This window comes from Pseudomonas sp. UME65 (assembly GCF_014170225.1).
Classification (GTDB): Bacteria; Pseudomonadota; Gammaproteobacteria; order Pseudomonadales; family Pseudomonadaceae; genus Aquipseudomonas; species Aquipseudomonas protegens.
Map to the genome: position 1 here is coordinate 247,330 of NZ_LZZQ01000010.1, position 19,869 is coordinate 267,198.

19 protein-coding genes are annotated in these 19,869 nt (G+C 64.4%); 10 read left to right on the forward strand and 9 right to left on the reverse strand.

Annotated features, from left to right (window positions below):
• Positions 1 to 69 precede the first annotated feature (69 nt).
• Both A9971_RS08890 and A9971_RS08895 read left to right on the forward strand, forming a co-directional pair.
• Positions 70 to 348 carry a DUF1145 domain-containing protein gene (locus A9971_RS08890; RefSeq protein WP_011059618.1) on the forward strand — a complete coding sequence of 93 codons (279 nt, stop codon included), beginning with the start codon at positions 70 to 72 and terminating at the stop codon, positions 346 to 348.
• Positions 341 to 1,099: a collagen-like protein gene (locus tag A9971_RS08895; protein ID WP_183001413.1), complete on the forward strand. Its 759-nt coding sequence runs from the start codon at positions 341 to 343 to the stop codon at positions 1,097 to 1,099. The genes A9971_RS08890 and A9971_RS08895 overlap by 8 nt, the downstream gene beginning before the upstream one ends.
• A 58-nt stretch (positions 1,100 to 1,157) precedes the next feature.
• Here A9971_RS08895 and A9971_RS08900 read toward each other — a convergent pair whose 3' ends face one another.
• Entirely contained in the window at positions 1,158 to 1,622 is a 465-nt protein-coding gene (locus tag A9971_RS08900; protein WP_011059620.1) for a CopD family protein, read from the reverse strand.
• A 99-nt stretch (positions 1,623 to 1,721) separates the two neighbouring features.
• Here A9971_RS08900 and dinG point away from each other — a divergent pair, with 99 nt between their 5' ends.
• The 5 genes from dinG to pdxH all read left to right on the forward strand — a co-directional run bounded on the left by dinG (position 1,722) and on the right by pdxH (position 9,715).
• Positions 1,722 to 3,866 carry an ATP-dependent DNA helicase DinG gene (gene dinG / locus A9971_RS08905; protein WP_011059621.1) on the forward strand — a complete coding sequence of 715 codons (2,145 nt, stop codon included), beginning with the start codon at positions 1,722 to 1,724 and terminating at the stop codon, positions 3,864 to 3,866.
• Between the two features lie 93 nt (positions 3,867 to 3,959).
• Positions 3,960 to 6,347: a beta-galactosidase gene (locus A9971_RS08910; RefSeq protein WP_053156658.1), complete on the forward strand. Its 2,388-nt coding sequence runs from the start codon at positions 3,960 to 3,962 to the stop codon at positions 6,345 to 6,347.
• A gap of 160 nt (positions 6,348 to 6,507) precedes the next feature.
• A complete protein-coding gene (locus A9971_RS08915) occupies positions 6,508 to 7,653 on the forward strand; it encodes an EstA family serine hydrolase (RefSeq protein WP_019094465.1) in 1,146 nt (381 codons plus the stop codon).
• Between the two features lie 140 nt (positions 7,654 to 7,793).
• Positions 7,794 to 9,044: an OmpA family protein gene (locus A9971_RS08920; protein ID WP_053149407.1), complete on the forward strand. Its 1,251-nt coding sequence runs from the start codon at positions 7,794 to 7,796 to the stop codon at positions 9,042 to 9,044.
• Between the two features lie 23 nt (positions 9,045 to 9,067).
• The gene (gene pdxH, locus A9971_RS08925; RefSeq protein WP_011059625.1) at positions 9,068 to 9,715 is read left to right on the forward strand and encodes a pyridoxamine 5'-phosphate oxidase; all 648 of its coding nucleotides are present in this window, start codon (positions 9,068 to 9,070) and stop codon (positions 9,713 to 9,715) included.
• A 12-nt stretch (positions 9,716 to 9,727) separates the two neighbouring features.
• On the opposite strand, the gene A9971_RS08930 is transcribed toward pdxH, so the two are convergent.
• The gene (locus A9971_RS08930; protein ID WP_011059626.1) at positions 9,728 to 9,964 is read right to left on the reverse strand and encodes a hypothetical protein; all 237 of its coding nucleotides are present in this window, start codon (positions 9,962 to 9,964) and stop codon (positions 9,728 to 9,730) included.
• Between the two features lie 174 nt (positions 9,965 to 10,138).
• On the opposite strand from A9971_RS08930, the gene A9971_RS08935 reads away from it, so the two are divergent.
• A complete protein-coding gene (locus A9971_RS08935) occupies positions 10,139 to 10,603 on the forward strand; it encodes a glycine zipper 2TM domain-containing protein (RefSeq protein WP_011059627.1) in 465 nt (154 codons plus the stop codon).
• A 79-nt stretch (positions 10,604 to 10,682) separates the two neighbouring features.
• Here the strand turns inward: A9971_RS08935 and nhaA are convergent, their stop codons facing one another.
• The gene (gene nhaA, locus A9971_RS08940) at positions 10,683 to 11,870 is read right to left on the reverse strand and encodes a Na+/H+ antiporter NhaA (RefSeq protein WP_011059628.1); all 1,188 of its coding nucleotides are present in this window, start codon (positions 11,868 to 11,870) and stop codon (positions 10,683 to 10,685) included.
• Positions 11,871 to 12,191: 321 nt separating this feature from the next.
• On the opposite strand from nhaA, the gene A9971_RS08945 reads away from it, so the two are divergent.
• The gene (locus tag A9971_RS08945) at positions 12,192 to 13,286 is read left to right on the forward strand and encodes a PLP-dependent cysteine synthase family protein (RefSeq protein ID WP_011059629.1); all 1,095 of its coding nucleotides are present in this window, start codon (positions 12,192 to 12,194) and stop codon (positions 13,284 to 13,286) included.
• A 132-nt stretch (positions 13,287 to 13,418) separates the two neighbouring features.
• On the opposite strand, the gene A9971_RS08950 is transcribed toward A9971_RS08945, so the two are convergent.
• The 3 genes from A9971_RS08950 to A9971_RS08960 form a co-directional block, all read right to left on the reverse strand.
• The gene (locus A9971_RS08950) at positions 13,419 to 15,032 is read right to left on the reverse strand and encodes an NAD(P)/FAD-dependent oxidoreductase (protein ID WP_053149409.1); all 1,614 of its coding nucleotides are present in this window, start codon (positions 15,030 to 15,032) and stop codon (positions 13,419 to 13,421) included.
• Between the two features lie 113 nt (positions 15,033 to 15,145).
• Positions 15,146 to 15,823 carry a COG3650 family protein gene (locus A9971_RS08955; RefSeq protein ID WP_041120567.1) on the reverse strand — a complete coding sequence of 226 codons (678 nt, stop codon included), beginning with the start codon at positions 15,821 to 15,823 and terminating at the stop codon, positions 15,146 to 15,148.
• Between the two features lie 195 nt (positions 15,824 to 16,018).
• Positions 16,019 to 16,618 (reverse strand): short chain dehydrogenase, encoded by a 600-nt coding sequence (locus A9971_RS08960; RefSeq protein ID WP_011059632.1) that lies wholly within the window; start codon positions 16,616 to 16,618, stop codon positions 16,019 to 16,021.
• Between the two features lie 102 nt (positions 16,619 to 16,720).
• On the opposite strand from A9971_RS08960, the gene A9971_RS08965 reads away from it, so the two are divergent.
• Positions 16,721 to 17,629: a LysR family transcriptional regulator gene (locus A9971_RS08965; protein ID WP_123473847.1), complete on the forward strand. Its 909-nt coding sequence runs from the start codon at positions 16,721 to 16,723 to the stop codon at positions 17,627 to 17,629.
• 70 nt (positions 17,630 to 17,699) lie between these two features.
• Here the strand turns inward: A9971_RS08965 and A9971_RS08970 are convergent, their stop codons facing one another.
• The 3 genes from A9971_RS08970 to A9971_RS08980 are packed head-to-tail and all read right to left on the reverse strand — an operon-like array spanning position 17,700 to position 19,869.
• On the reverse strand, positions 17,700 to 18,209 hold the full coding sequence (locus tag A9971_RS08970) for a DoxX family protein (RefSeq protein WP_015634409.1): 510 nt from the start codon (positions 18,207 to 18,209) through the stop codon (positions 17,700 to 17,702).
• A gap of 2 nt (positions 18,210 to 18,211) precedes the next feature.
• On the reverse strand, positions 18,212 to 18,982 hold the full coding sequence (locus A9971_RS08975; RefSeq protein WP_072451115.1) for a DNA-binding domain-containing protein: 771 nt from the start codon (positions 18,980 to 18,982) through the stop codon (positions 18,212 to 18,214).
• Complete coding sequence (locus tag A9971_RS08980; protein ID WP_183001414.1) at positions 18,979 to 19,869, reverse strand: DUF692 domain-containing protein; 891 nt, start codon at positions 19,867 to 19,869, stop codon at positions 18,979 to 18,981. Before A9971_RS08980 ends, A9971_RS08975 begins: the two co-directional genes overlap by 4 nt.

Consider the following 19,869-nt stretch of genomic DNA (forward strand, 5'->3'; position numbering starts at 1 on the left):
TTCCCCTCTGGCTTACCCCCGGGATAAGTCGTTACTGTGCGCGCAAAGAATAATTCACGAGGGGAGCGTATGAAGGTTTTATGGGGGCTGGGGAAGTTTCTGACCTTGGTTTTCTGGTTGGTGGTGCTGATCAACCTGGCCAGGCCGTTGATCAACCCGCTGCATCTTCTAGTGAATCTGGCGGGCAGCCTGTTGCTGCTGACCCATTTGCTGGAACTGCTGCTGTTCAACGGCAGCCTCAAGGATCGGCCACATCCCTGGCGTGACCGGCTGTACATCCTGCTGGTGGGGATCTTCCACCTGCAGACTCTTCCTGCTCCTGTCGTTGTCGAGGCCGACCATGCGTAAGCTCTGCCTGCTGGCTCTTTTCTGCAGCCCCCTGGCCATGGCCCAGGTGGTCAAGGTCGAAACCAACTCCCTGATGCGTCTGCCCAATACCGCCAGCACTCTGCAACTGGAGCGGCTGGAAGTGGCGGACTATGGCACCTTGCTGATCCCGGCCAATGTCACCGAACTCAAGGTGGACGAACTGCGGCTGGGGCATGAGGCGCGGATCGCCATCGTCCCTACCGAACAGAGCCTGCACTTGACTGTCCGCCGTGCGGAGCTGGAAGCGGGCAGCCAGATCACTTCCCGCGGCGCGCCGGGTACCTACCTGAAGGCCGCCAAGCCGGGGCGCAACCTGAACCTGCGCATCGAGTCGTTGCAGGCCGAGACGCTGTCCGTGGACGCCCGGGGTGGTGCCGGTGCGCCGGGTTATGTCGGTCTGGATGGCGCCAATGGCCAGGAACCGGGCTGCACCTGGGGCAGCGCGGGGCGTGGGGCTGACGGTGACAATGGCGGCGATGGCCATCCTGGTGCGGCAGGCGCCCAGGTCCGGGTGGAACTGCCGCGGGACTTCCCCAGCGAGCAGATCAAGGTCTGGGTCGATGGTGGCGCAGGCGGGCTGGCCGGTGCCGGTGGCAAGCCGGGTGCGGGCGGCAAGTCCAAGGGGTGCCTGGTGTACCGCACCGACGGTGGCAAGAGCGGACGGCCCGGCGCCCAGGGGCAGCCCGGCCCGGCCGGCGAGCCTGGCGCGCTGACGGTGCAGCGCCTGTAACGTAACGTTTGCGTTGAACCTTGCCCGGCCGCCCGCTTCTGTAGCGGGCGGCCTGTTTTCAGAAGGTCGGCCGGGCCGCCGCCAGGGCGACCAGCACCAGGCCGATGATCAGGTTGCTGCCCACCAACCGGCGGATCTTGCCCAGCGCCGCGGCACCAGCGGGCCAATCCTCGGCCGCTACTGCCTTGCGCAGCTCCGGCAACTGCAAGGACTGGATGCGGATGAACAGGGCGGTCATCACCAGGTACAGGCCCATCATGATCTGCACATACTTGGGCGCGGTTTCAAAGCCGCTGAAGCGCAAATGCAGCAGGCCGATACCGCTGATCGGCAACAGCACCACGGCGATCCACACCCAGACGAAAAAACGCGGAAACACTTGCGCCCACAACTTCAGCCGCGCCGGCCCCTCCAGGGCCACCATGGCCGCCGGGCGCAGGACCATCCAGGCGAAGAACATGCCGCCGACCCAGACCAGGGCGGCCAGGACATGCAGGGTGTAGGCAAGGGCGAAAGGGGTCATTCGGGTACTCCGTTCTGCGCGGGATGAATTAGCGGGGTATGATAGCGGCCGATTCGAACCACTGAAAATTTATCCAGCGTTTTGTGCGCCCGAAAAACCATGATCAGCAACGAACTCAAAACCACGATCCAGGGCGCCTACTCGCGTTTTCTCGAAGCCAAGAGCCTCAAGCCGCGTTACGGCCAGCGCCTGATGATCGCCGAAGTGGCCAAGGTCCTGGGTGATATCGACACCGACGACGAAGGCCGGCGCAGTGGCGACCCGGCGGTGGTCGCCGTGGAAGCCGGCACCGGTACCGGCAAGACCGTGGCCTACAGCCTGGCGGCAATTCCCACGGCCAAGGCCGCCGGCAAGCGCCTGGTGATCGCTACCGCCACCGTCGCCCTGCAGGAGCAGATCGTCTACAAGGACCTGCCCGACCTGATGCGCAACAGCGGGCTGAACTTCAGCTTCTCCCTGGCCAAGGGCCGTGGTCGCTACATGTGCCTGTCCAAGCTCGACATGCTGCTCCAGGAAGGCCACGCCCAGACCGCCACGGCCCAGCTGTTCGAGGAAGAAGGCTTCAAGATCGAAGTGGATGAAGCCAGCCAGAAGCTGTTCACCAGCATGATCGAAAAACTCGCCGGCAATAAATGGGACGGCGACCGCGACAGCTGGCCCACGGCCCTGGAAGACGCCGACTGGGCGCGCCTGACCACCGACCACAGCCAGTGCACCAACCGCCATTGCCCGAACTTCGGCCAGTGCGCCTTCTATAAGGCTCGGGAGGGCATGGGCAAGGTCGATGTGATTGTCACCAACCACGACATGGTCCTGGCCGACCTGGCCCTGGGCGGCGGCGCCGTGCTGCCGGACCCGCGCGACACTCTCTATGTGTTCGACGAAGGTCACCACCTGCCGGACAAGGCCATTGGCCACTTCGCCCATTACACCCGCCTGCGCTCCACTGCCGACTGGTTGGAGCAGACCGCCAAGAACCTCACCAAGCTGCTGGCCCAGCATCCGTTGCCGGGTGATCTGGGGCGCCTGATCGAGCAGGTGCCGGAGCTGGCGCGGGAGATCAAGACCCAGCAGCAGTTCATGTTCACCGCCTGCGAGCAGATCGCCGATTTCCGCACCGGCGAAGACATGGAAGGCCGCGAGCGGCCACGCCACCGTTTTGTCGGCGGGCTGATCCCCGAGCATATGCGCGAGATGGGCCTTGAGTTGAAAAAGGGCTTTTCCCGTCTCACCGACCTGTTCACCCGCCTGACCGAGTTGCTCAAGGAAGGCATGGATGGCGAGGTCAACATCGGTATCGCCAGCAACCAGGCCGAAGAGTGGTACCCGCTGTTCGGCAGCCTGCTGGCCCGTGCCTCGGGCAACTGGGAACTGTGGACCGCGTTCACCGTCGAGGACCCGGAAGACAATCCGCCCATGGCCCGCTGGCTGACCCTGGCCGAAAGCGGCTCGCTGTTCGACATCGAGGTCAACGCCAGCCCGATCCTCGCTGCGGAAATGCTCCGACGCAATCTGTGGAACGTGGCCTACGGTGCCCTGGTGACGTCGGCGACCCTGACTGCCCTGGGCACTTTCGACCGTTTCCGCATGCGTGCCGGCCTGCCGAAAAAGGCCGTGACCGCCGTGGTGCCGAGCCCTTTCCACCATGCCGATGCCGGGGTGCTGCGGGTGCCCGACCTGCGGGCCGACCCGCGGGACGCGCCGGCGCATACCGCGGCGATCATCCGCGACCTGCCGGAACTGGTGGAGGGCTCGCGGGGCACCCTGGTGCTGTTCTCCTCGCGCAAGCAGATGCAGGACGTGTTCGACGGCCTGGACCGGGACTGGCGCAAGCAGGTGTTCATCCAGGGCAACCTGTCCAAGCAGGAAACCCTGAACAAGCACAAGGCGCGGGTCGACGGTGGCGATTCCAGCGTGCTGTTCGGCCTGGCGAGTTTCGCCGAAGGGGTGGACTTGCCCGGGGCCTACTGCGAACACGTGGTGATCGCCAAGATCCCGTTCTCGGTGCCGGATGACCCGGTGGAGGCGGCGCTGGCGGAGTGGATCGAAGCCCGTGGTGGCAACCCGTTCATGGAAATCTCGGTACCGGATGCATCCCTCAAGCTGGTCCAGGCCTGCGGTCGCCTGCTGCGCACCGAACAGGACCGCGGCACCATCACTCTGCTGGACCGCCGTCTGGTCACCCAGCGCTATGGCAAGGCTATTCTCAATGCCTTGCCGCCGTTTCGCCGAGAAATATCTTAAGCACGGCCCGCATATTTGCGTGCCGTGCTGTCTATTTCATGTCACCGCTTCAGCACCGGCCGTTCATCGGTCTTTAGGGAGAGCCAGGTTCATATGATTCGCCGTTCGTTGCCCGCTGTATTTGCCCTGTTGTTTGCCGCGCCCGTCTGGGCGGCCCCTGCCGGACAACAGACGCTGTTCAACTTTGTCCGACCTGCTGCTGTGGTGCAGGTGGCGACACAGGATGCCAGCCTGCCGCAATCCAACGCAGAGCAAACGGCCGAAGGCGAAGTGCTGCGGCGCATCATCTTCAACCCCACGAGCCGGCCGAGCCTGAGCCTGGCGCCCCAGAGCGGGGCCTGGGACTGGTCGCAGTCGGGAATGATGAGCCTGCGTATCCAGAGCGCGATGAACTGGGCCCTGACCCTCTACGTGACCATCCAGAGCAATGACGGCAAGACCCTGGTCAGCCGCGTCGACCTGCCGGCCGGCCCGGCGCAGACCCTGCTGGTGCCGCTGGTGGCCAGCAGTCCGCTGAGCCAGGGCATGAAGGCCGCGCCACCGATGCCGATGACCCTGGACGGCCAGCGCATCCTGCTGGCCAGCAGTGAAGGGCAACTGGACCGCAGCCAGGTGGTGTCGGTGACCTTGTCCATGGACAACCCCAAGGCGGCCCAGAGCATTCTGCTGGAGCGTTTCGGCGTGCAGGATGGCGAGGGGGTGATCAAGGCGGTCTACGGTTCCCTGGTGGATGCCTACGGTCAATCGACCCGGGCCCGCTGGCCGGAAAAAATCACCAGCGACGATCAGCTCAAGGCGGCCGACGCCAAGGAGCAGCAACAGCTCCAGGGCTGGCTGGGGGAGCGCGAGAAGGCTTCGCTGGACAGCTACGGTGGCTGGAACAAGGGGCCGAGCTTCAAGGCCAGCGGCTTCTTTCGCACGGAAAAACGAGATGGCCGCTGGTTCCTCGTGACCCCGCAGGGGCATCCGTTCTATTCCCTGGGGGTCAATACTGTGGCGCCCGACAACAACCAGACCTATGTCGCGGGCCGGGAATGGATGTTCGGTGCCTTGCCCAAGGACGACGAACCCCTGGCGGCGTATTACGGTGAAGGCGACAACCGTGGCGGCAATGGCGCCGACCAGGGCCGTGGCTATGGTTCAGGGCGCTGGTATGACTTCTATCAGGCCAACCTGCAACGGACCTACGGCAAGCCCTGCACCGCGGACAGTGCCACTGCGCAGCAGGCGCCGGCCGACACCTCGCCGGCGCCCCAGGCAACTCCTTGCGTGGCACCGGCCTTCGACCAGAAACGCTGGGTTGGCCACACCCTGGACCGCTTGCAGGCCTGGGGCTTCAATACCATCGGCAACTGGAGCGCTCCGGCCCTGGGGCTGGCCGACCGGGTGCCTTACACCTTGCCGCTGTCGATCGTGGGTGATTACGCCAGCATCAGCACCGGCAGTGACTGGTGGGGCGGCATGCCGGATCCTTTCGACCCGCGCTTTGCCATGGCCACCGAACGTGCCGTGGCCATTGCCGCCCGCGACCATCGGGACGACCCCTGGCTGATCGGCTACTTTGCCGACAACGAATTGGCCTGGGCCGGCCCCGGCGACGATGCCAAATCCCGCTATGCCCTGGCCTACGGCACCCTGCGCCTGACCACCGACGTACCGGCCAAGCGCGCGTTTCTCAAGCAACTGCGGGACAAGTACCGCAACCAGGCCGGGCTGTCGAAAGCCTGGGGCATCGACCTGCCGGCCTGGGAGTTGATGGAAGACCCGGGTTTCGTGCCGCCGTTGCCGAGCCCGGAGCACCCGGAGATCGAGGCCGATTTCAAGTATTTCCAGAAGGTCTTCGCCGATACCTACTTCAAGACCATCTCCGACTCGCTGAAATGGCACGCCCCCAACCACCTGCTGCTGGGCGGGCGGTTTGCCGTGAGCAACCCTGAGGCCGTGGCTTCCTGCGCCCAGTACTGCGATGTCCTGAGCTTCAACATGTACACCCTCAAGCCCCAGGACGGTCAGGACTTTGCCTACCTGCGCAGCCTCGACAAGCCGGTACTGGTGACCGAGTTCAACTTCGGTTCCCGGGATCGCGGTCCGTTCTGGGGCGGTGTGACCGAGCTGGCCCGGGAAGAGGACCGTGGCCCGGCCTATGCCAACTTCCTCAAGCAGGCGGTCAGCGAGCCGTCGATTGTCGGCGTGCACTGGTTCCAGTACCTGGACCAGCCGGTGACCGGGCGCTTGCTGGACGGTGAAAACGGCCATTTCGGCCTGGTGGGCATCACCGATGTGCCGTTCCAGGGCTTTGTCGACAGCGTGCGCAAGAGCAACCTGCAGGCCATTGATCAGTTGGGCAAGGCCGCGGAGCAGGCTCGGGTCGAGGCGGAGCAGGCCGTGGCTGGTGAGCATGGGGGCGATGGTGCTGACAAAGGCCGCGCCGGTAAGGGCCCGGGCGGGCACGCCGGAGGCCATGCCGGCAACGGTCATTGACGTTCACAAGGCCTGAGCGGCTTTCCGGGAAACCCCGGGCAGCCCTCTGAAACGAGGGTTTGCCGGTGATAGCCGGCAGCTCGCCGGCTGTTCCCAAATGCCTTCGGGGCTGGAACAATGCGCGCCACGTTGTCGAGCATTGTTGCAGGGGGAGTCAGGGGTGCAGATTCAAGGTCATTACGAGCTTAAATTCGAAGCGGTACGCGAGGCGTTCGCCGCCCTGTTCGAGGACTCCCAGGAGCGCGGCGCGGCGCTGTGCATCCAGGTCGGCGGGGAAACCGTCATCGACCTGTGGGCCGGTACCGCGGACAAGGACGGCGCCGAGGCCTGGCACAGCGACACCATCGCCAACCTGTTCTCCTGCACCAAGACCTTTACCGCGGTCACCGCGCTGCAGTTGGTGGCCGAGGGCAAGCTCAAGCTGGATGCGCCCGTGGCCGACTACTGGCCGGAATTCGCCGCGGCGGGCAAGGCAGCCATTACTTTGCGCCAGTTGCTCTGCCATCAGGCCGGCCTGCCGGCAGTGCGCGAGCTGTTGCCCGCGCAAGCCCTTTACGAATGGCAGACCATGGTCGATGCCCTGGCCGCCGAGCAGCCCTGGTGGACGCCCGGTGAGGGGCACGGCTACGCAGCCATCACCTATGGCTGGCTGGTGGGCGAGTTGATCCGGCGTGCCGATGGGCGCGGGCCGGGGGAGTCCATCGTGGCCCGGGTCGCCAGGCCTTTGGGGTTGGACTTCCATGTCGGCCTGGCCGATGAGGAGTTCTACCGCGTGGCGCATATCGCCCGTGGCAAGGGCAACATCGGCGATGCTGCGGCCCAGCGCCTGCTGCAAGTCACCATGCGCGAACCCGATGCGATGAGTACTCGGGCGTTTACCAATCCACCGTCTATCCTGACCAGCACCAATAAACCCGAGTGGCGGCGCATGCAGCAGCCGGCGGCCAACGGCCACGGCAATGCCCGCAGCCTCGCCGGGTTCTACAGCGGCCTGCTGGACGGCAGTTTGCTGGAAGCCGACATGCTCGAAGAGCTGACTCGGGAACACAGCCTGGGCATGGACAAGACGTTGCTGACCCAGACCCGCTTCGGCCTGGGTTGCATGCTCGACCAGCCCCAGGTAGCCAATGCCACCTTTGGCCTGGGCGCGCGGGCGTTCGGGCATCCGGGGGCAGGGGGCTCCATCGGTTTTGCTGACCCGGAGCATGATGTGGCGTTCGGTTTTGTGACAAATACCCTGGGGCCCTATGTATTGATGGACCCTCGGGCACAGAAGCTGGTGCGGGTTTTGTCGGATTGTCTGTAAAAAGGTTGCTGTTAAGAACTTTTTTGCTTAAACATGCTTGGAAAGCTGCAGGATGGAACCCTGTGGCTTTTATAATTTCCAAGCGTCTGTTTGTAACGGTTGTTTAGACCGAATTTTTTATCTCATTTTGTGGATATCCCATGTCGTCGAACAAGTCTCTAGCCTTGGCCATCTGCCTGACCGTCACCGGTTGCGCGCAAACCCCACAAAATGAAGCGGATGGCGGCCACTGGTGGTCATTCGGCTCCGATAAGGCCAGCAGCAAGGAAACCCCAGCTGCGCCTGAAAAGCCGGTTGCCACCACTGAAGCCGCACCTGCCGCTTCTGCAAGCAAGCCTGCGGTAGTGGCCAAGGCCGCTGCACCGGCCCCTGCTGCCAAGAACACAGCCGCTGGCAAGCACCCGGCCCCTGCCGCCAAGGCCGCTGCTGGCGCCAAGCCGGCGCCTGTCGCTGCTGCCGAGCCCGCTCCAGCTCCAGCGCCGGTCGTTGCCGCAGCCCCTGCCGCTCCTGCCGCCAAGGCCGAGAGCAGCAAGTGGTGGTGGCCGTTCTCCTCCAAGGATTCTTCCGACAAGCCAGTGGCCGAAGCGAAGAAGGCCGAGCCTGCCCCAGCGCCGGCAGTGGCAGCGGCAGCCGACTCTGAAACCCACTGGTGGTGGCCGTTCCCCAAGAGCCAGCCCAAGCCTTTGAGCAAGGTCAATGTGGCGGACATCCCGATGCCCGACCCGAAAATCACCCAAGCCTGGCTGGACGACTACGAGCCACGCCTGCGCGAAGCGGTGAAGGACAGCAAGCTGCAGATCGAGCGTCGTGAAAACGTGCTGGTGGTCACTGCGCTGGTAGATGCCTCGTTCAACCCGGATCGTCCAGCCATGCTGCTGCCGGTCACCCTGGGTCCGTTCACCCGCGTCGCCAAGGCGGTGGAAGGTGATCCGAAGACTGCCGTATTGATTCTCGGCCATGCCGACGCCACCGGCCCGACCCTGGCCAACCAGAAGCTGAGCCGTGATCGTGCCCAGTCCGTAGCGGCAATCTTCAGCCTCAGCGGCCTGAAGCAGGACCGCCTGATGCTGCGTGGCATGGGTTCGGTGATGCCGCGTGCCGCCAACGACAGCCCCCAGGGTCGCTCGCTGAACCGTCGGGTAGAAATCATGCTGACCCAGCGCAGCACCATGCTGGGCCTGCTGAGCAAGTACAACCAGCCGACGCCTTCCGAGACTGAAATGGTTGCCGTACAGGATGCCGTGCCTCCAGTACCCGCGGCTTCTGCCAAGAAAGCGGCGCCTGCGAAGAAGGCTACCGTGGCCAAGAAGCCGGCAGCCAAGAAGGCTCCGGTGAAGAAGGCCGCCGCCTCTTCGAAGACCGCAACGGCTACCGCCCAGGCTAAAAACTGATTTTCAAGGATAAGGAAGCAGGCATGACTCAGTCCCTGGCTGATATGCGCCGCGACTACACTCGCGACGGCTTGTCCGAGGCGCAGGCCCCGGCTGAACCTTTTGCGCTGTTCCACCAGTGGTTTGCCGATGCGGTGAAAACCGAGCAACCGCCGGTGGAAGCCAATGCCATGACCGTGGCGACCGTCGATACCGATGGTCGCCCTCACTGCCGCATCCTGTTGCTCAAGGGCCTGGATGAGCAGGGCTTCACCTTCTTCACCAACTACGAGAGCGCCAAGGGCCAGCAGCTGGCTGCACGGCCCTTCGCCGCCATGACGTTCTTCTGGCCGACCCTGGAGCGTCAGGTGCGGATTGAAGGGCGGGTGGTCAAGGTCACTCCACAGGAGTCCGATGCCTATTATCAGGTGCGTCCCCTGGGCAGCCGGCTGGGAGCCTGGGCTTCACCGCAGAGCCGGGTGATCGCCGATCGTGACGAACTGCAAGAGTTGCTCAAGGCCACTGAAGCTCGCTTCAGCGATAGCCAGCCCGATTGCCCGGAACACTGGGGTGGTTATCGCCTGCTGCCGGAGCGCATCGAGTTCTGGCAGGGGCGCCCCAGCCGACTGCATGACCGTTTGAACTATCGCCTGCAAGGCCAGGAGTGGGTCCGCGAACGTCTGGCTCCTTGATCGGATTGCAGGTCACTCGCCGGGGTAGCCGGCCGCAGCGGTTTCCAGCCATTGCGGCAGGTCCCGGCGTTTTACTTTCTGGCGCTGGGCCTCGGCCAGTTGCTCCAGCATGAATTGCTTCTTCTGGGCATCGGTTCCGGCCAGGGAGAGGGCCAGGTCCCGATCGGTCCAACGCTTGATGCGTACATACAGCCACCAGTGGAAATACAAGCCAGCTGCGGTGGTCGCGATGATGATGAAGTAGTCCATGGAAAATCCTTTGTTCGGTGGCGCTATGCAGGGAGCTGGAGCTACCGTAATGAGAAAGCCTGGCGTTTACGCAGCCTGTACTTTGGCTGAATGAAAGCAATTTTATCCGGGCGACGCCGTGACAGGCGTCAAGCTGCGGAGTCTAATGATTATCTGTCCTTTGGAGTTGATCCTATGCGTAAGTCTGTTTTGCTGGTTGCATCCTTCACCACGATGGCAATGTTGCTCGGTGGCTGTGCCTCCAACCTGACCGGTGACTCCTATTCCCGTGATGAAGCGCGTCGTGTGCAAACCGTGCGCATGGGCACCATCGAATCCCTGCGTCCGGTGAAAATCGAAGGCACCAAGACCCCGATCGGCGGCGCTGCAGGTGCTGTGATCGGCGGCGTTGGCGGCAGCGCCATCGGCGGCGGCCGTGGCAGCATCGTCACCGCAGTCATCGGTGCAGTAGCCGGCGGCCTGCTGGGCTCGGCCACTGAAGAAGGCCTGACCCGTACCCAGGGCGTTGAAATCACCGTGCGTGAAGACGACGGCAGCATGCGTGCCTATGTGCAGCAGGTTCAGGAAAACGAAGTGTTCCGCGTGGGCGACCGCGTGCGCATCATGACGGTCAACGGTACCAGCCGCGTTACCCGCTGACCCTCCCTGCTACAAAACAAAACCCCGGCCAGGCAACTGGTCGGGGTTTTGTGTTTTCAGCCTGGCCAAGCGCTGCGGATCAGGACGCCAGGGTGTTGTTCCTGCGGCTGGCAGCGGCGGTGACGGCGTAACCGATCAGGGCCGCAAACAGTGAACCGGTCAGGATGCCCATGCGGTCCATACCGGCGTATTCGCTGCTGCCGGGCTCGAAGGCCAGGGAGCCGACGAACAGGCTCATGGTGAAGCCGATACCACACAGAATTGCCACGCCGAGCACCTGGCCCCAGTTGGCCCCGGACGGCAAGGCAGCGATACCGGTTTTCACTGCCATCCAGGTCAGGCCGAAGACGCCGATGGTCTTGCCCAGCAGCAGGCCGACCGCGATCCCCATGGGAACATGGTGGGTGAAGCTTTCGAGGGTCACGCCGCTCAGCGACAGCCCGGCATTGGCGAAGGCGAACAGCGGCAGGATGCCGAACGATACCCAGGGATGCAGGGCGTGTTCCAGCGCCTTGAGCGGCGAGGGTTCGGCGTTGCGGGTGCGCAAGGGTATGCAGAAGGCCAGGGTCACGCCGGCCAGGGTCGCGTGGACCCCGCTCTTGAGCACGCAGACCCAGAGGATCAGGCCGATGATCATGTAGGGTCCGAGCTTGACCACGCCCATCCGGTTCATCGCCACCAGGGCGGCGATGCAGGCGCCAGCCAGCATCAGCGACAGGGTCGACAGCGTGCCGGAGTAGAAGATCGCGATGATCACGATCGCTCCCAGGTCATCGATGATCGCCAGGGTCATCAGGAACAGTTTCAGCGAGGTCGGCACCCGCTTGCCCAGCAAGGCCAGCACCCCGAGGGCGAAGGCGATGTCGGTGGCGGTGGGAATCGCCCAGCCATTGAGGGCGGGCGGGTTGTCACGGTTGAGGAACCAGTAGATCAGCGCCGGCACCAGCATGCCGCCGATGGCCGCTGCGCCGGGCAGGACGATCTGCGACGGCTTGGCCAACTGCCCCTCCAGCACTTCGCGCTTGACCTCCAGGCCTATCAGCAGGAAGAACAGTGCCATCAGGCCATCGTTGATCCACAGCAGCAGCGGCTTGGCGATCTTCAGGGCGCCAACCTGGGCCACCACCGGGGTTTCCAGCAGGCCGTTGTACAGCCAGGACAGGGGGGAGTTGTTGATAATCAGGGCCAGGATGGCTGCGGCGATCAATAACAGACCGCTGGCAGCTTCCATGGCAAAGAAACGAGTGAAAGTGCTACGCAGAGGCAAGGTCGCTCTCCATCTAAAAACTAAAAAGGTGGCACACCCTAACCCGTACAGTTAGTTGTTAAAACAAAAGTTATATTCTTTTTTGTTATATGCAGAAGGCAAGCGGGCTGCTGAAAAATCCCCCTTGCAGTTGTGTTTCCAATTGCTTCATAGCTGTACCTGTAAGGGGGGCAGGATATTTCCTAACATGTCCGTCCGCAGCGGCTGAGGGGGCATTTTTTCCAGGAAAAGGCGCCTGCCCGTCGCGAGCCTGGATCACCTATGCTGGGTGCATTTCATCTTCTTGCGCCGGTACGGCGTGCGATCCAACGAGAATAGAGCATGAGCGACAATCGCCAGTGGGCCCGTGAGGCCATCCGTATCATCGAAGCCGACTTCCAGCGCAGCGCCGACACTCACCTGATCCCGCTGCCGTTGCCGGGCCTGCCGGGCATCGAGCTGTATTTCAAGGATGAATCCAGCCATCCCACCGGCAGCCTCAAGCATCGCCTGGCCCGCTCGCTGTTCCTCTATGCCCTGTGCAATGGCTGGCTCAAGCCCGGCGCGCCGGTGATCGAGGCCTCCAGTGGCTCCACGGCGATCTCCGAAGCCTATTTCGCCCGGCTGCTGGGGCTGCCGTTCATTGCCGTGATGCCGGCGACCACTTCCCAGGAGAAAATTGCCCAGATCGCCTTCTATGGCGGCAAGAGCCACCTGGTGCAGGACCCGACGCAGATCTACGCCGAGTCCGAGCGCCTGGCCCGGGAGAGCGGCGGCCATTTCATGGACCAGTTCACCTATGCCGAGCGCGCCACCGACTGGCGGGCCAACAACAACATCGCCGAGTCGATATTCCAGCAGTTGCGTTTCGAGCGGTACCCGGAGCCCAGCTGGCTGATTTCCAGCCCGGGCACGGGTGGTACCACCGCGACTCTGGGGCGCTACGTGCGCTATCGCCAGCACTGCACTCGGGTGCTGTGTGCCGACGCCGAGCGCTCGGTGTTCTTCGACTATTACCAGAGTGGCGACGCCAGCCTGCGCCTGGACTGCGGTTCGCGGATCGAGGGCATCGGCCGGCCGCGGGTCGAGGCTTCGTTCCTGCCCAAGGTGATCGATGCCATGGTCAAGGTGCCGGATGCCCTGTCCCTGGCGGCCATGCATTATCTGGCCCAGCGCCTGGGTCGTCGGGTTGGCGGCTCCAGCGGCACCAACCTGATCGGCGCGCTGATGGCCGCGCAGCAGATGGTTGCGGCCGGCGAGTCGGGGTCGATCGTGGCGATTCTGTGTGATGGGGGCGAGCGCTATGCAACCACCTACTACGATGAGCAGTGGCTGGCAGAGCAGGGTTATGAACTGACGGTGTTGATCGAGGCGGTAGCCGCCAGTGTCGAGCGTGGTGAGGCGCTACCTGCCAGCGTATTGCGCGCCGGTATCTGAACTTGTCGTAGGCGCCGGCTTGCCGGCGAAGAGGCCCTTGAGCCTTGCGTTGTTCTGGACGACGCCTTCGCTGGCAAGCCAGCTCCTACGGTAGGCGGTAGGAGCCGGCTTGCCGGCGAAAGGGCCCGTCCCTCAGGCCTGGATGCCGAGAATGTCGCGGGCCACGGCTTCGGCAATGCGAATTCCGTCGACCCCGGCGGAGAGAATCCCACCGGCATAACCGGCGCCTTCACCGGCCGGGTACAGCCCCTTCACATTCAAGCTCTGCATCGAGGCGTCGCGGGTAATGCGCAGCGGCGATGAGGTGCGGGTCTCGATACCGGTCAGCACCGCGTCATACAGCGAATAGCCCTTGATCTGCCGTTCGAAGGCCGGCAGGGCTTCACGAATGGCCTCGATGGCAAAGTCCGGCAAGGCCAGGGCCAGGTCACCCAGGGTCACGCCGGGCTTGTAGGACGGCTCGACGCTGCCCAGGGCGGTGGTGGGCTTGCCGGCGATAAAGTCGCCCACCAGCTGCGCCGGGGCCTGGTAGTTACTGCCACCCAGGACAAAGGCGTGGGACTCCAGGCGCTCCTGCAACTCGATGCCTGCCAGCGGGCCGCCCGGGTAATCCACTTCCGGGGTGATGCCCACGACGATGCCGGAGTTGGCGTTGCGCTCGTTGCGCGAGTACTGGCTCATGCCATTGGTCACCACCCGGTTCGGCTCGGAGGTCGCCGCCACCACGGTACCGCCCGGGCACATGCAGAAGCTGTAGACCGAACGGCCGTTCTTGGCGTGGTGCACCAGCTTGTAGTCGGCGGCGCCGAGTTTCGGGTGGCCGGCGTACTTGCCCAGGCGCGCGCTGTCGATCAGCGATTGCGGGTGCTCGATACGAAAGCCCACCGAGAACGGCTTGGCTTCCATGTACACGCCGCGGCTATGGAGCATGCGGAAGGTGTCGCGGGCGCTGTGGCCCAGGGCCAGGATCACGTGCCGCGAATGCAGTTGTTCGCCGCTGGCCAGTTCCACACCTTGCAGTTGACCGTCTTCGATCAGCACGTCGGTAACCCGCTGCTCGAAGCGCACTTCACCGCCCAGGGCGATGATCTGCTGGCGCATGTTTTCCACCACGCCGGTGAGGCGGAAGGTGCCGATGTGCGGCTTGCTGACGTAGAGGATCTCGTCCGGCGCACCGGCCTTGACGAACTCGTGGAGCACCTTGCGGCCGTGGTGTTGCGGGTCCTTGATCTGGCTGTAGAGCTTGCCGTCGGAGAAGGTCCCGGCGCCGCCTTCGCCAAATTGCACGTTGGACTCGGGGTTGAGCACGCTCTTGCGCCACAGGCCCCAGGTGTCCTTGGTGCGCTGGCGCACTTCCTTGCCACGCTCGAGGACGATCGGCTTGAAGCCCATCTGCGCCAGCAAGAGGCCGGCGAAGATCCCGCAGGGGCCGAAGCCCACCACGATCGGCCGCTGGCTGAGGTCGGCCGGAGCCTGGCCCACCACCTTGTAGCTGACATCCGGCGCCGGGTTGACGTTACGGTCGTCGGCGAACTTGAGCAGCAGCGGCGCTTCGTCGCGCACGCTGAGGTCGATGGTGTAGATGAAGCACAGCTCGGAAGACTTCTTGCGCGCATCGTAGCTGCGCTTGAACAAGGTGAAATCGAGCAGCTCATCGCTGGCGATCCCCAGGCGCTGCACGATGGCGGCGCGCAGGTCTTCATCGGGATGGTCGATCGGCAACTTGAGTTCGGTGATTCGTAACATGACAGGATCCGGGGTAGGCGGTGCGCAACAGTGCGCCGGCTTGCTTTGCACAAACCGGCGATTATAAGCCGCAAACCACCTTGGCCGTGAGGCTAAAACCGCTGCTCGTCGAATCAGTCGTTGCGCGAGCCGCCGAAATAGCCGCAGCCGCGCTGCACCTGGCCGTCCACCCGCAGCTCTGCGCTCAGGTGCTGAACGCTGCCGGTGACGGGGTCGACGCAGCGTTGCGGGGCCACCCACAGCTCCACGCGCTGGTGATTGGCTTCACTGGTGAGGTTGAAGCGGCCATCCCCCAGCTGTTCTTCCAGATAGGGCAGGGCCAGGGTCGGCTGGCCGGCGCGTTCGATCATCATGCCCTTGGCGCTGACATCGACGTTCCACGCCGGGTTCTTGCTACCGGCCCGCAGGATCAGGCGCTGGAAGTTCGGATCGCTGCAGGCGCTGGCGGAGCGCTCGACGCGGTACAGTTGGCGCAGGTCCAGCTGGCCGTCGCTGCTGGCACTGGCGGAGAACTTGCCCCGCAGGTCGGCAAACAGCTTGCCCTGCTTCTCGGCCAGGGTTGCCGCTTCCTGCAGCACACTGGTGTTGCCGCCATCGTTGACCACATAACGGCGGTCTTCGGTGCAGGGTTTGAACAGCAGCTTGCCATCGGCGGCACTGAGTTCACCCTGCATCCGGGTCAACCCGGCCATGGACGGCGCCTGGGGCTGTTGGTTGAACATCGGCAGCATCTGGCAGCCGGCAAACAGCGGCAATAGGGCGAAACAAAGCAGGGAACGGGCGGTGCGCATCATTGGGCCTCCAGGCGGAAGTCCGACACGTTACGCAGCCCGCCCGGCCACCACAACCCCGGATTGAACGCAGCAGCGCCATCCACTGTAGGCGCCGGCTTGCCGGCGAAGAGGCCCAGGAGCCTTGTGTGGTTCGGGAGGACGCCTGCGCAGGCGAGCCAGCTCCCGCACAAGCCGGCTTTTGCACAAACGGGCTTAGCCGACGCGATAGGTCTGGCCAGTCTGCAGGCCTTCCACGCTCTTGGCGTAGGCCAGGGCCACGTCGGCCGCCGGCACCGGCTTGAAACCGCGGAAGTAGGGCGCGTAGCTGCCCATGGCTTCCAGCAGCACGTTGGGGCTGATGGAGTTGACCCGCAGGCCCCGGGGCAGCTCGATGGCAGCGGCCCGCACGAAGCTGTCGATGGCGCCGTTGACCAGGGCGGCCGAGGCGCCGCTGCGGATCGGGTCATGGCTCAGGACGCCGGTGGTGAAGGTGAAGGAGGCGCCGTCGTTGGCGTACTCGCGGCCGATCAGCAGCAGGTTGACCTGGCCCATCAGCTTGTCCTCGAGGCCCAGGCTGAAGTGCTCGGCAGTCATTTCCCCCAGCGGCGCGAAGGTCACGTTACCGGCTGCGCACACCAGCGCATCGAAGCGCCCGGTCTTTTCGAACAGCGCGCGGATCGACTGGCTGTCGCTGATATCCACCTGGAAATCACCGCTGGTACGGCCGATGCGCACCACTTCGTGACGTTGTTCCAGCTCCCGCGCGACCGCCGAACCAATGGTGCCATTGGCACCGATCAAGAGAATCTTCATGGGCTGTTCCTCGAAAAGGGGGTGAGGTCGCAGTCTAGAGTGGTTTTTTTCATGGATTAACGCGCTAATAGGCAACCTTTGGTTTTCAAATGGAAACAATCCATGAGCGAGATGGATGACCTGGCGGCATTTGCGGTGCTGGTGGAAGCCGGCAGCTTTACCCAGGCGGCCCAGCAGTTGGGGTGCAGCAAGGGCCAGCTCTCCAAACGCATCAGCGCCCTGGAAGCCCGCTACGCCGTGGTACTGCTGCAACGCACCACCCGGCGCCTGGACCTCACGGCCGCCGGCGCGGCGTTGCTACCCCAGGCCCAGGCCCTGGTGGCTCAGGTCGAGCGGGCCCATCAGGCCCTGGCCCGGCTCAAGGACGATATGGCCGGCCCGGTGCGCCTGACGGTTCCGGTGTCCCTGGGAGAGACCTTTTTCGATGGCCTGCTGCTGGAGTTCTCCCGGCACTATCCCCAGGTGCAGATCGAGCTGGACCTGAACAACAGCTACCGCGACCTGACCCGGGAGGGTTTCGATCTGGCCGTGCGCTCGGAGGTGGCCAACGACCAGCGCCTGGTGGCCCGGCCGCTGTTGGCCTGGCATGAAATGACCTGCGCCAGCCCGGCCTACCTGGAGCAATACGGCGAGCCGCGCACGCCTCAGGAGCTGGCCGGGCATCGCTGCCTGCTCAATAGCCATTACAGCGGTCGGGAAGAGTGGTTGTACCACCAGCGCCATGAACTGTTGCGGGTGCGGGTCAGCGGCCCCTTCGCCAGCAACCACTACAACCTCCTGAAGAAGGCTGCCCTGGTGGGCGCGGGGATCGCCCGGCTGCCGTCCTATGTGCTGCACAGCGAACTAGCGGACGGCCGCCTGCGCTGGCTGTTGCGGGACTACCAGACCCGCAGCATGCCGATGTACCTGGTGCACTCCTATCAGGGCGGCCTGCCCAAGCGTACCCAGGTGCTGGCCGATTACCTGATGGACTGGTTTCGTCGCAGCGGTGAGGCGCTGGATCGTTTGTAGCTTCCTCCGGCTTTACCGTCGTTTGTGAACTTGAAGGGCCTGCGGCCCTGTTCGCAGCCTGCGGCAGCGGCTACAGAGGACGGTGGCGAAAATGCCGGGCCAGCAGGTGGTCGAGGGACAACACGCCCGGGCCGCGGGCCATCAACAGCAGGAAGATCGCCGCCCAGGTGCCGTGGGTCGGGTAGGCGTCCGGGTAGACGAAGAGCTGGATGGTCAGGGTCATCCCCAGCAGCGCCAGGGCGGAAAAGCGCGTGGCCAGGCCCAGCAGGATCAGCATCGGGAAAAAATGCTCGGCAAAGGCCGCCAGGTGCGCCGCCACTTCCGGCGTCAACAGGGGCACGTGGTACTCGCTCTTGAACAGGGGAATGGTCGAATCCGCCAGGCGCGGCCAGCCCAGCTGGAAGGTGCCATCGACCAGGTCGACGGCCAGCCCCTCGACCTTGGTCTGTCCGGATTTCCAGAACACCGCGGCAATGGAAAAACGCGCGATAAAGGCGATCAGGCTGTAGGGAATGCGCTCAAACCCTTGAATGATCCGATTCACCAGTCCGGCAATGGGTGTTTCTGTCTGGGTGTTCATGGTCAGGCCTTCTTCTGGGGTTGCAGGTCGATAAGAGCGCCGTGGCCGAGCAGCAGGCCCAGGCACTGGCCCAGGTCGAAGTCGGCCTGGGCGTCCAGGGCATGGGCCGCGGCGATTTCCAGCGGCCAGTGGTTGCGTAGGGCTTCAATGAAGGTCATGGCGCCGGTATCCACGGCGATCACCTCGACCTCCAGGGCGTTGCGCAGCACCAGGGCGTTCTGCCCCTGCTGCAGGTCGAAAGCCGGCCAGGGCTGGTCGCTCTGGTGCGCCGCCCACAGGCTCACTACGGCGTAGCCGGAGTGCAGGGTGCGCAGTGACGGATGCAGGAGCAGTTGCGCCTGGCCGAGGCGGTCGGGCTGGTTCATCGCCGCCAGTAGCCGTGACGGCTCCATGGGGCGGGCGTCGGCGGCGTGGTAGGCCTCGACCCGCAGCCGCTCAAGGCGGGCCATGTCGGCCAGGTAGGGCAGGCCGGCGGCCGGCCCGAAGCCCTGGATAAAGTCGCCCAGATCCCGGCCATAGTCGTTGAGCAGAGGGCTGGCGGGGGCGAAGTCCCGGATGTAGAGCGCGGCCATGGCGTTGAAAAACTCGCGACCAACCAATTGCATGACGACCGGGTATGACTCGGCCAGGGCGTTGCTCAACGAGGCCTGCACATTGTTGCGATAGACCGCGAAGCGGCTGGCCGGATCGGCGCCGTTGCTGCTGGACAGCCCCTGTGGGCAGCCCGGTTCGGCGCTCAGCAGGGCCCTGGCGAATTCCCCCTGGCCACTCATGGCTGCACCTGGGCGCCGAGCAACAGCGCTTCTGCCTGGCTGGCCTCGGCCATCAGGGTGGCAAAGGCCGGCAGGTGGTTGTCGCGCTCGATCAGGGTGGCCATCGGGCCGATGAGCCCCAGCACCTCCTGGTACAGGGCCCAGACCGCAGCGTCGACCGGGGCGCCGTGATCGTCGATCAACAGCCGGTCACCGAGGCTGTCCCGGTCTTCGGCGAACCCGGCCAGATGAATCTCGCCCACCGCCTGCAGCGGCAGTGCTTGCAGGTAGGCCAGGGGATCGCGCTGGTGATTGATGCACGACACATAGAGGTTGTTGACGTCCAGCAGCAGGCCGCAGCCGCTGCGCTGGACCACTTCGCGGATGAAGTCGGTCTCGTCCAGGGTCGAGCGTTGGAATTGCAGGTAGGTGGCCGGATTCTCCAGCAGCATGGTTCGTCCCAGATGGTTCTGCACCTGGTCGATGTGCTCGCAGACCCGGCGCAAGGTGGGCCCGTCGTAGGCCAGGGGCAGCAGGTCGTTGAGGAACACCTGGCCGTGGCTGGACCAGGCCAGGTGTTCGGAAAAGGACTGGGGCTGATAGCGTTCGATCAAGCCGGCCAGCCGCTCCAGGTGAGCCAGGTCCAGGGGGCCTTCGCCACCGATGGACAGGCCGACACCGTGCAGCGACAGCGGGTAGCGTTCGCGGATCAGGCCCAGGTAATGGTGGAAAGGGCCGCCCGCCACCATGTAGTTCTCCGCATGCACCTCGAAGAAACCGATGTCGGGCTGCTCTTCCAGCACGTGTTTGAAATGCTCGGTCTTGAGCCCCAGCCCGGCGCGGGGCGGCAGGCTGGAGGCGCGCGCCTGAATGTCGTGGCCAGGGTGGTGCAGCGGGGCGGTGTTCAT

What these genes read in the sequence shown, in the direction of transcription:
- A9971_RS08900 (WP_011059620.1), bottom strand. Translation starts at nt 1,622, where the DNA reads ATGACCCCTTTCGCCCTTGCCTACACCCTGCATGTCCTGGCCGCCCTG.
- A9971_RS08890 (WP_011059618.1), top strand. Translation starts at nt 70, where the DNA reads ATGAAGGTTTTATGGGGGCTGGGGAAGTTTCTGACCTTGGTTTTCTGG.
- pdxH (WP_011059625.1), top strand. Translation starts at nt 9,068, where the DNA reads ATGACTCAGTCCCTGGCTGATATGCGCCGCGACTACACTCGCGACGGC.
- A9971_RS08950 (WP_053149409.1), bottom strand. Translation starts at nt 15,032, where the DNA reads ATGTTACGAATCACCGAACTCAAGTTGCCGATCGACCATCCCGATGAA.
- A9971_RS08920 (WP_053149407.1), top strand. Translation starts at nt 7,794, where the DNA reads ATGTCGTCGAACAAGTCTCTAGCCTTGGCCATCTGCCTGACCGTCACC.
- A9971_RS08930 (WP_011059626.1), bottom strand. Translation starts at nt 9,964, where the DNA reads ATGGACTACTTCATCATCATCGCGACCACCGCAGCTGGCTTGTATTTC.
- A9971_RS08965 (WP_123473847.1), top strand. Translation starts at nt 16,721, where the DNA reads ATGAGCGAGATGGATGACCTGGCGGCATTTGCGGTGCTGGTGGAAGCC.
- dinG (WP_011059621.1), top strand. Translation starts at nt 1,722, where the DNA reads ATGATCAGCAACGAACTCAAAACCACGATCCAGGGCGCCTACTCGCGT.
- A9971_RS08975 (WP_072451115.1), bottom strand. Translation starts at nt 18,982, where the DNA reads ATGAGTGGCCAGGGGGAATTCGCCAGGGCCCTGCTGAGCGCCGAACCG.
- A9971_RS08955 (WP_041120567.1), bottom strand. Translation starts at nt 15,823, where the DNA reads ATGCGCACCGCCCGTTCCCTGCTTTGTTTCGCCCTATTGCCGCTGTTT.
- A9971_RS08945 (WP_011059629.1), top strand. Translation starts at nt 12,192, where the DNA reads ATGAGCGACAATCGCCAGTGGGCCCGTGAGGCCATCCGTATCATCGAA.
- A9971_RS08960 (WP_011059632.1), bottom strand. Translation starts at nt 16,618, where the DNA reads ATGAAGATTCTCTTGATCGGTGCCAATGGCACCATTGGTTCGGCGGTC.
- A9971_RS08935 (WP_011059627.1), top strand. Translation starts at nt 10,139, where the DNA reads ATGCGTAAGTCTGTTTTGCTGGTTGCATCCTTCACCACGATGGCAATG.
- A9971_RS08980 (WP_183001414.1), bottom strand. Translation starts at nt 19,869, where the DNA reads ATGAACACCGCCCCGCTGCACCACCCTGGCCACGACATTCAGGCGCGC.
- A9971_RS08910 (WP_053156658.1), top strand. Translation starts at nt 3,960, where the DNA reads ATGATTCGCCGTTCGTTGCCCGCTGTATTTGCCCTGTTGTTTGCCGCG.
- A9971_RS08970 (WP_015634409.1), bottom strand. Translation starts at nt 18,209, where the DNA reads ATGAACACCCAGACAGAAACACCCATTGCCGGACTGGTGAATCGGATC.
- A9971_RS08895 (WP_183001413.1), top strand. Translation starts at nt 341, where the DNA reads ATGCGTAAGCTCTGCCTGCTGGCTCTTTTCTGCAGCCCCCTGGCCATG.